At 59.7% G+C, this 9,884-nt stretch carries 4 protein-coding genes and 1 pseudogene; all 5 read right to left on the reverse strand.

Translation table 11 applies throughout. From position 1 onward, the window contains the following. Positions 1-45 precede the first annotated feature (45 nt). Complete coding sequence (locus BM70_RS0130375; RefSeq protein WP_025859505.1) at positions 46-639, reverse strand: glutathione S-transferase; 594 nt, start codon at positions 637-639, stop codon at positions 46-48. Next, the gene (locus BM70_RS0130380) at positions 636-4,274 is read right to left on the reverse strand and encodes an AAA family ATPase (RefSeq protein ID WP_025859506.1); all 3,639 of its coding nucleotides are present in this window, start codon (positions 4,272-4,274) and stop codon (positions 636-638) included. Before BM70_RS0130380 ends, BM70_RS0130375 begins: the two co-directional genes overlap by 4 nt. Next, positions 4,271-5,512: an exonuclease SbcCD subunit D C-terminal domain-containing protein gene (locus BM70_RS0130385; RefSeq protein ID WP_025859507.1), complete on the reverse strand. Its 1,242-nt coding sequence runs from the start codon at positions 5,510-5,512 to the stop codon at positions 4,271-4,273. Before BM70_RS0130385 ends, BM70_RS0130380 begins: the two co-directional genes overlap by 4 nt. Positions 5,513-5,837: 325 nt before the next feature. Continuing rightward, positions 5,838-9,359 carry a YncE family protein gene (locus BM70_RS0130390; RefSeq protein ID WP_025859508.1) on the reverse strand — a complete coding sequence of 1,174 codons (3,522 nt, stop codon included), beginning with the start codon at positions 9,357-9,359 and terminating at the stop codon, positions 5,838-5,840. Between the two features lie 271 nt (positions 9,360-9,630). Beyond that, positions 9,631-9,883, reverse strand: a pseudogene (locus tag BM70_RS33790) (DUF6124 family protein). Between the last annotated feature and the right edge of the window lies 1 nt (position 9,884).

A 9,884-nucleotide genomic window follows, 5' to 3' on the forward strand; every position in this document is an offset into this window, starting at 1 on the left:
CACAGCAAGCCCGTTCACCACAGCAAGCCCGCCCACCACCGTTAGTCAATGCTTTGCCATTACGCCGATAAACAGCGGCGATTGCAGAAACGCTTCCAGCCAGCGCTGCAATCCAGGGTAGGGCGCACTGGCAAACCAGTCTCGATCCACATGGGCAAACTGCCGCACAAATGGCGCCAGAGCCATGTCCGCCAGGCTCGGGTGATCGGCCAGCAAATACCCACGACCGCTCAGCAACCCCTCCAACGTCTGCAAGAATACTTCCCCCTCGGCCCGATAATGTTCCATTGGCTGTTCCGGGTAGCGTTCGGCGTACTTGTATCGATTCAAGTGATACTTGAAGCCTTGATCGTTCTCGGCAATCAACGCCAATACTGCCGGGTCGCCCTGCAGCAGCCAGTCATCCGGATCGTGCTGGGCCAGCGCCCATTGCATGATCGCCAGGCTCTCATCAATTACCCTGCCATCCGCGCTCAATACCGGCACCGTGCCCTTGGGCGAGAGTGCCAGCATCTCGGCCGGCTTGGCCTTGAGGCTGACCTCGATGATGCGCACCGGAATGCCCGAGTAACGCAACGCCAGGCGCGCCCGCATCGCATACGGGCAGCGCCGGAACGAATACAGCAGCGCCTCGCTCACTTGACCTCCAGGGTGCTCAGGCCATTGCCCTGGCGCTTGACCTGGATCTGTACCGGGATGCGTTCGTGCATTTCCTGCACATGGGAGATCACCGCTACTTTGCGACCCTGGGCCTGCAGGCCGTCCAGTGCGTCCATCGCCAATTGCAGCGACTCCGGATCCAGGCTGCCAAAGCCTTCATCGATAAACAGCGACTCGATCTTCAATGTGCTCGAAGCCATCGACGCCAGGCCCAGGGCCAGCGCCAGGGACACCAGGAAGGTTTCGCCGCCGGACAATGAATGCACCGAGCGCAGCTCGTCGCCCATTTCCGTGTCCATCACCAACAGGCCGAGCATGCTGCCGCCGCGCTTAAGGCGATAACGCCTTACCAGTTGGCGCAGTTGCACGTTGGCGTGGTGCACCAGCAAGTCGAGGTTGTAGGCCTGGGCGATCTTGCGGAAAGTGTCGCCGGTGGCCGAGCCGATCAATGCATTCAGGCGGGCCCAGCGTTGCCACTCGTCATAGGCCGTGGCGATCTGCTCGGCGAAAGCCTGGTTGGCCTCTTGGCGGCGCTGGTCTTCGGACTGGCGGGCGCGCAGTTCGGCGCAGGTTTTCTCGCCCTCGGCCAATTGCTGATTGAGCGCAGCCAGGGCGCTGTCCAGTGCTTCGGCATCGAGGTTGCCGTTGTGCAGGGCCTGGTGTTCGGCAAGGCGTTGTTCGCGCTCTTGCAACAACACCCTGGCCTGTTCGACGGCTTTTTCGCTGTGCTGCACCTGCTGGCGCAATTGGCTGACCTGGGCGTCATCGTAGGCCAGCAAGCGGTCGAGGCCTTCGTCGTCGAGTTCCGGGTGCAGGGCGCGCCAGTCGCGGATGCGCGTGTCCAGGCTGGCGTGCTCGGCCAGCAACGCCTGCTGGCGTTCTTGCTGGGCCTTGAGATCAGCCGCCAACTGGATCAGTGCATGGTGAATCTCTTGCAGCTGCTTATTGGCGTCGGTCTCGCTTTGGCGTGACTGGGTGACGGCCTGGTCCAGGCGTTGCTGCCACTGTTCGGCACTGCTGTGCTCGCCGAGCAGCCCGCCGAGCTTTTCCTGGGCGGCTTGTTGTTGCGCGGCCAACTCGGTGACCTGCTGCATCAGTGTCTCGAGTTGTTGCTGGCGATGCTGCTGATGCGTCTGCTCCTTCTCGATCGCCTGTTGGCGTTCCTGTTGCTCGGCCAGTTCATCGCGTTGATGGCCCAGTTGTTCAAGGCGCTGGCTGACCTGCTGGTCCAACTGCATGAAGGTGGCTGCCGGTTTGGCGCGCATGCCTTCCAAGGTCTCGGCGGGCAACAGGCTGGCGAAGGTATTGAGTTCCTGCCCAAGGCGCTCGCGGTCGTTGGCCAGTTCGCGTTGTTGGTCCACCAGCAATTGACGGGCCTGCTGGCTCGCTTCCTGGGCAGCCTGCAATTGCTGCTGCAGACGCCCGGCGTTTTGTTGCAGGTTGAGCAGGGCGCCTTGGCGCTGTTCGTCCTGGGTGATGTTCTGGGTCAGTTGGCTCAGTTGCTGCTCAAGCCAGGCGCTGCGTTTGTCGGCGTCATGATTCAACAGCGAAGCGCTGAGCGCGTGCGCTTGCAGGTTCGACGCCGACGTATTTTGCGCCGTGACCAGCGTTTCCTGCTGGCTCAGGAATTCCTTGATCTGCGCATTGACTCCGCCCAGTTCACCACGTAGCTCGGTCAGCTTTTGATTGAGGCTATCGACGGCCTTTTGTGCGGCCTGCTCTTCACTTTCATCATGGCGCCCGAGGCTTTGCAGTAACGCCTCAGGCTGGTGATAAGGGTGTTCCTGGCTGCCGCACACGGGGCAAGGTTGATCGTCTTGCAGCTTGGCGCGTAATTCTTCAACGCTTTCACTGCGAAGCGTGCGTTGACGCTCCAGCAACTGCTTGGTTACGGTCAGCGCATGTTCAGCTGTAGACAGTTCAACCCGCGCCTGCTGGCCCGATTGGATCAGGCCTTCGCGTTGCCGGTGGGCATCTGCGAGCCTTTGCATAAGTGCACTGGCTTGCTGGTCCAGCAGTTGCTGGCTGTCCCACAAGCGCGCCAGGTCTTCAAAGGCGCGTTGTTGTTTGCGATTTTCTTGCAGCAGGCTGGCCAGCAATTGAATCTGCTCGGCCACGGCGTGAGGCTCGGCACCGGCTTCCTGGTACAGCAGGTCAAGGGCCTCGCGTTGCTGGGTGAACTGTTCGGCGGCGGCGGTGGCGCGCTGTCCCAGTTGCGGCAGTTCAGCCTGGCCTTTATTCAGGCGATTGCCGATCTGCATCAGCTGTTGCAGGCGGTCGCGGTAGGCGGTCCAGGCCTCGCTCAAGGGGGCGAGGGCGGCGCTGCGCTCAAGCTCGGTGCTCAGGCGTTGCAAGCGTTCTGCGACTTGGTGCTGTTTTTCCAGCAGGCCAGTGAGCTGGGCCTGGCCTTCGGTGCAGGCGCTTTCGTATTGCTGTTTGTCCTCGGTGCGCTTGGCCAGTTCTTTGGTCAAGTGGGCGAGGGTGCTTTGTTCTTCGAACGCCTGGCGCAGCAAAGGCACGGCATCAGCCTGATTTTTCAGGGCTTCAGCCAGTGCGGTTTGCGCGCTGGTTTGTTGCTGCTGGGCCTGCTCCTGGCGGACATGCAACTCGGCTTGTTGCTGGGTATGCAACTGAATCTGCGCAGCGAACGGGGCCAGCTGTGTGCCGAGTTCCACCTGGCGCACGAACAGATGACGTTGCGGCCCCAACTGTTCCAGGCGGCTCAGGTCCTGGCGTTGCGCGTCCTGGTTATTCCACTCGGCCTGCGCCAGCTGTAACTGCTCGGTGGCGGCGAGTTGGCGTTCTTGCCATTCGCGCAGCTCCTTGAGCCAGGTGTGCTGAAGCTCCAGCAGCTTGAGCTGGCCTTGCTGGGTCTTGAGGTGTTGCTGCGCGGCATCGAATTGCTGATCCAGTTCGGCGCGCGCTTCGGCGGCCAGCGGCACCACGCCGGTGGCCTGGTCCTGCAACTGCTTGTGCGCGTCCCTGGCCTCTTTGGCCTTGTCGAAGGCACGTCGGCCGAGTTGCGTGTAGAGCGCGGTATCGGTGAGTTTTTCCAGCAGTTCGCTGCGTTCGTTGTCGTTGGCCTTGAGGAAGGCACTGAACTCGCTCTGGGCCAGCAACACGGCACGGGTGAACTGTTCGAAGTTCAGACCCAGGGCCAGTTCCAGCTGGGTCTTGTATTCGGTTTTCTGGCTGGCCAGCAGTTGATCGCTGTCGAGATCGACCAGGCTCTGGCGGCTGTTCTGCAGTTTGCCGCTGGCCTTGTCGCGGGCGCGGTTGGCTTCCCAGCGCGCACGATAGCGACGGCCACTGACGCCGACGAAATCCACCTCGGCATAACCGCCTCCGGTGCCGCGCCGCAGCAGGGTACGTGGGTCGCCGATGGAAATATCGCTGTCGGCATCCGGCATCTTCGCCTGGCCGGTATCGCCCAGGCGCGGCACCGCGCCAAACAGCGCCAGGCACAAGGCATCCAGCAAGGTGCTTTTACCGGCACCGGTCGGCCCGGTGATCGCGAACAACCCGGCACTGGCCAGGGGTTCGGCGGTGAAGTCGATCTCAAAGGGGCCCGCCAGAGAGGCGAGGTTTTTCAGGCGGATGGCGAGGATCTTCATGGCTGTTCACCCTCCTGTTGCACTTCCTGGAGCAGCACGGCGAAGTCCTTCAAGGTCTGTTCATCCACTTCACTGCCGTAGCTGTCCTGCCAGGCACGGCTGAACAGTTCCTGGGGCGTGAGCTGGTCAAGTTCGATCAGGCGTTCATCGTCTGTGTCGTCGCTGCTGCGCTTGCCGGCGTACTCGGCGGCAATGCGCACCAGGCGCACGGCCTTGCCTTGCAGCGCGGTCTCGATCTGCTGGCGCAGATCGGGCTGCGGTTCGTCCAGGCGCACCCGCACTTCCAGCCAGGGATGGCGCTGGGTTTCGGCGAGCAGGTCGACGTCCGGCAAGTCGGCCAGCGCCGTGAGGATGTCCGCCAGTGGGGCGGCTTCCAGGCGTTGCAGGTCGACCGAGCGGGGGATCAGGATCGGTTCGACACTCACCAGGCATTGGCCCTGGAACGTTACATCGAGGATCTGGTGCTTGTAGCCTATCTCGGAAAACGACAACGGAATCGGCGAGCCGCTGTAGCGAATACGCTCTTCGCCATTGACCTTTTGCGGCTTGTGCAAATGGCCGAGGGCAACATAGGCGACACTTCTGTCGAACAGTTTGGCTGGAAGCGCCTCGGCATTGCCGATGATCAGGCTGCGCTCGGAGTCTTCCGACACCGAGCCGCCGGCCATGTGCGCATGGCTGATGGCAATCAGCGCCTGGCCTTTTTTGCGTTTGGCGTTGGCGGCGGCGATCAACCCTTCGTGGACCTGGCCAATACCGCGCAGGTAGTCGTCACCCAGGTGTGCGCCGGTGACTTCTGCCGGGCGCAGGAAGGGCAGCGCCAGGCACCAGGCGGCGATCTTGCCCTTGGCATCCGGCAGCGGGATCAGCAGGCGTTCTGCATCCAGTTGGCCGTCATCCAGCCACAGTACGCGGCCAAGCGCGTGGGTGCGCAGGCGGCGCATCAACGGCGCGGGCAACTCGATACGCGAACCGGAATCGTGGTTGCCGGCGATCATCACGATGGTCAGCTTCGGGTTTTGCTCGTGGGCGCTGATGATGAAGTCATACAGCCGCTCCTGGGCCTTGAGCGGCGGGTTGACCGTGTCGAAGATATCGCCGGCGATGAGCAGCACGTCGGGGCTATGGGTGTTGAGTTGACCCAGCAGCCACTCGAGGAAACAGGCGTGTTCGAAGTCGCGTTCCTGGCCATGGAGGTTTTGGCCCAGGTGCCAGTCGGAGGTGTGAAACAGACGCAAGGCGAACTCCGTGCAGAAGATGAAAAGGAGGGGAGTTTACCTGTGTGTGCGCAGGCTTGCCCGCGATGCTGGTGGGTCAGTCGAAAAAACTGCCAGATGACACACCGCCATCGGGGGCAAGCCCCCTCACACAGGGGTCATGCGCCCTGCAGGCAGTCCAGCGCTCGGTCAGCCAGGGTTTTGGCGTTGTTGATCAAATGTTTGGCGGTGTCGGGTGCGGTATTCCAATCGAAGCAGATTCGTTATTCAATCTGTCTTGCAACTGAATGAAAATCGGTTTGAACGTATTGCCAGAGCAGTAAGTTCAAACCGAATCGCCGGGTACTTAGATAGTCACAATTGAAAGGTTGTTTGCTCCATAGTTGGCAACATAGATGAAGCGTTTTCCAGGGATGGCGATTACGCCAATTGGAGTGCTGAACCCAATTATCGTGTGGGTGCGTGTTCGAGTGCCTGTGTCTATAATCGCAAGTGTGTTGGTGTATCTTTCCGTGACGTAAGCTTCTTCAATCGTGTTGTTGATGCCTATATCCTCTGGGCCTGAGATATTTTCGATTACATCTTCCTCAGCGAAGGTCTGGGTATCCGTGATGCGTATACGGCTATTTGCGAAGTCTGCCGCGTATATTTTTCCATGGCGAGCGTCGAAGGCGAGAGCTCTAATAGACAAATAGTCACTTCTTTGCTCAACGGGTCTCGAGTTGTCTGATACATTTAAAATATGTAGGGAGTAGAACCCCCCAATGTAATAAAATCTGTTTGCAGTGTCGATCAACGGGATTTTTGGCAGCGAGATGTCTACAAAAAGAACGCGTTCGTTATTGGCCGTGTTGTAGATGTAAACTCGGCTTGAGGAATAACAGGTTGTATAAAGTCTTGTGCCTCCTGGGTTGAGCGCCAAGCCTTGAGGCGCTAGGAAACCGGTCAAGGTTGCGATCACGGCATAAGTGCTGGTGCTGATAACCAATATTGTTTTTGACCCTGTATCAGTGACATATAGTTTTGAACCGTCGGGATGAATGGCTAGCCACTCAGGGGCGTTGAGGCCGGTGATGGTGCGCACGACAGCGTGATTGGCTGTATTGATGACCGAAATGGAGTTGCCCTCTTTGTTGGTGACGTACACTCTTGTCGTGTCAGGACTGATGACCATGTGCTGGGGTCCAGCACCAACATTGATTGTTCCCGATACGTGTATCGCCCTGCGGACAGTGTAGCTGGCAGATTTGAATTCCACGGCTTCAGCAATGTCGGTGCTTCCATCGAATGTCACCTTGCATATTATCGTTACTTCTCGGTCATAGGGTAAGTTAGATAAAAAGCTGCGCAAAACGGATTGGTTAACTAGTCCGTTAGCAGCCTCTGCTGACGTGATTGGGGTTCCATTGCGTATAATTAAATCAATTGCACCCACGCTCCTCAATATCAACCATACGCGTTGCCCGCTGGCGCTCAGAGGCCATCTGGGCAAGGCCGCCAAAGCGTTGCCCGTAAAGGTGTTGAGGTCCAGTACTCCGGCAGGTGCGATGCCGTTGATGGTCGGGAAGGGCAGTGGGTTGGGCGATAATTCATCAAACGCTTGCACATAAAGTTCAAGCACCTTGGAATCCGTGGTGGCGCCTTTGCGCGTGACGCGATAACCCACGTTGAGGACCTGGCCCAGGTGAGCAGCGATGTTGCGGTTAGACACTTGGAAGTCGACATACCCCAAGCTGGGGTTACCAGGTTTCGGTGTGATGTCCGGAGACGCGAAGCCCGGCTTGCCGATCAGGTACACGGTGATGTCATCGGTCGCCAACATCGGTGCATACCGTACGCGAATCGTGAACTGGGGAGGTTGGTCGACATGCAACGGATTGACCTGCGCACTGATGGGACCGGTTCTTGTGGCCTCCAGCACATCGGGGACATCCAGGCTCAGCGCGGCACCGACTGTCATCTCTACCACATGGGAAATCCGCGTGCGTTCGTTCTCGCGGCTGAGGGTGTAGTAAATCCGCGCGGAGCCGTTGAGGTTGGCCAGGACAAAAGCGCGCGGGACAGTGAACGGCAAGTCGTGTCCGACCCATTGGGAGAGTACTTTGAAGTCTTGCGACGGTGCACTGCCGCCAACGGCACTGCCTTCGAAATGCAAGGTCACGGTGTCGTTTTCATGTATATCGGTGTGAGCTCGCACCAGAATGCGTGCGTCGCCCAAGGACTGGTCGGGATCGAACACGTAGTCGGGTGGCGGTGCTTGATCCACGTGCGGTTCGGGCAGCGAAGCCTGGGGTAGGCCGACTTCGAGGAACAGGTCCTGCGACACGCGAGGTCCCTGGTCACCGGTGACGATGTAATAGAGCCTGAGGGTGCCGCCTTCCAACCGGGCAATGTCGCCGTCCGCCCCATTCATCAGGCGCAAGGTAATGTCGCCGGAGCCAGCCACATCGTCAAACTCACGGTAATACCGCAAACCGTTGGCATAGGTGCCTTCCAGGACCAGGGTGATCCGGTCGAAAGGAGCCTGTCCGGTGTACGCGGCAATTCTGACGGTTACAAACAACGATTCTGGCGGCAGGATTGCACCGTCAGGTGCTTCGTCCACACGCGGTGCTGGCAGCCCGATGCTGACCGGCATGCCAACGACTTGCACGATGGTGCTGCGTGAGCGGCGGTTAGGGACGTCGGCGCGGATGCGCTCATAGGACAATTGCACGCGCCCACCGACCAGCGGCGCAAAATCCTCGAAAGGGTAGGGAATACGGGCATTACGCCCGGTAATAGTGACTGGGTGATCGTAATACGTGATGACGCCAACCCCCTCGGCGGTACGGCCAGTGGCCCTTACCCGAATCAGATCGCCAATCAAGAAGTCGAAACGGTGCACGGAGACCTCGATGGTAGCGTCCTCACCCTCTTGCTCATCTGCATTGAGGATATCTTCCGGCGCTTCGAAGATGTAGCACTCGGGCAGCAGTGGTTCGGCGCCGTCATCCAGTTCGACCTCAATGAGCCCGGCCGGCGACCAGCCTGGGGAATAGTTACCCACCTCGTCGATGACTTCGTACTCGACGACGTGGTTTCCGCTACCGATCTGTGACCATGTACCGGAATACACCCAAATATCAATGGGGTCCCGGCTGGCCGCCTCACCTTCAGTGACCCGGTGCTCGAGAATCACTCCGCCGATGCTCAGGCGAATGCGGTCACGCACGGTGCGGTAGGTATTGGTAGGTTGGTCAATGTCTTGGGGGTAGAAAGGAATGGTCACCCTTACACCGGTACCGGCTGCTGCCTCATCGACGAAGTCCAGTTCCGGCTCGGGAGCGCCAAGGTTCGAGTGCCAAGGTTCGCTGGGCACCGGGTCGCGCCCGGCAGGAGCCACAGTGTCGACTTTGAGCCTGAAGCGTTGGGTTTCGTCTGTCCCGCCACCAGCGCGCGTGACCCGGAAAAAAACCGGCTCGACCGTACCGTCAGGCAAGCGTGTGCGTGGGATGTACAGGGGAATCTGCAAGCCCTTTTCAGCTTGATCGCGGGTCACAGTATGAAAGGCTACCGCTGTGTCGAGGTCGCGACAGAACAGTTCAATGAAATCCAGTTCGATCATGTTCACGTACGGTCGCAGAATACACAGCAAACCTTTTTCGCGATGGTTATCCAGCGCGGCCAGGTTGATCCCGCCGTCAAACCCGACCACGGCTGCGGTCATGCCGGGGATGTAAAGCGGGAGCTCGTCGAACGGCACGGGCGTGTGGCGTTCGGGGGTAGACAGGTTGAACTCGTCTCCGAGCTCAGGTTCGGGATGCGTGGGAGGGCATACGGCGGGCAACTGGGAGAGCGGCGAGCTCAGGGGCTGTTCGTGATCCATGATCAGGTTTCCTGTGAGTGGAGAAGGCGACGTTCTCCGTGGGGAAAGCCACGGGCGGTACACAGGATTTAGCGCTGAATCACGATTATCCAGCACCTGTCAGAATTGACAGTAGCGACGAGTGGTAAGTGGCCTACAGGGATTGAGCAGAAGATGAAAAGGAGGTGCGTTTACCTGTGTGTGCGCAGGCTTGCCCGCGATGCTGGTGGGTCAGTCGAAAAAACTGCCAGATGACACACCGCCATCGGGGGCAAGCCCCCTCCCACAAGGGTCATGCGCCCTGCAGGCAGTCCAGCGCTCGGTCAGCCAGGGTTTTGGCAGTGTTGATCAAGTGCTCGGTGGCGCCGGCCATGTGGCGTTGATCACCGCTCAGGCCTTGAGTGGCGCCCGCGGCAGTTGCGGCTGCGCAACGCAATAGGTCGCAGATTTGGGCGAGGGCGTCTTCGAAGACTGAGGTCTGGGTGGGCGGTGAACGAGGGCGCTGAGGCGGGTTGCAGGTAATGGCTCAGGGCACGGTCGAACATT

Origin of the sequence: Pseudomonas sp. CHM02, assembly GCF_000612585.1 — a bacterium.
GTDB lineage: Bacteria > Pseudomonadota > Gammaproteobacteria > Pseudomonadales > Pseudomonadaceae > Aquipseudomonas.

Bases quoted from the DNA above. Each gene is read 5' to 3' on its own strand.
- BM70_RS0130390 (WP_025859508.1), bottom strand. From the start codon at position 9,359: ATGGATCACGAACAGCCCCTGAGCTCGCCGCTCTCCCAGTTGCCCGCC.
- BM70_RS0130380 (WP_025859506.1), bottom strand. From the start codon at position 4,274: ATGAAGATCCTCGCCATCCGCCTGAAAAACCTCGCCTCTCTGGCGGGC.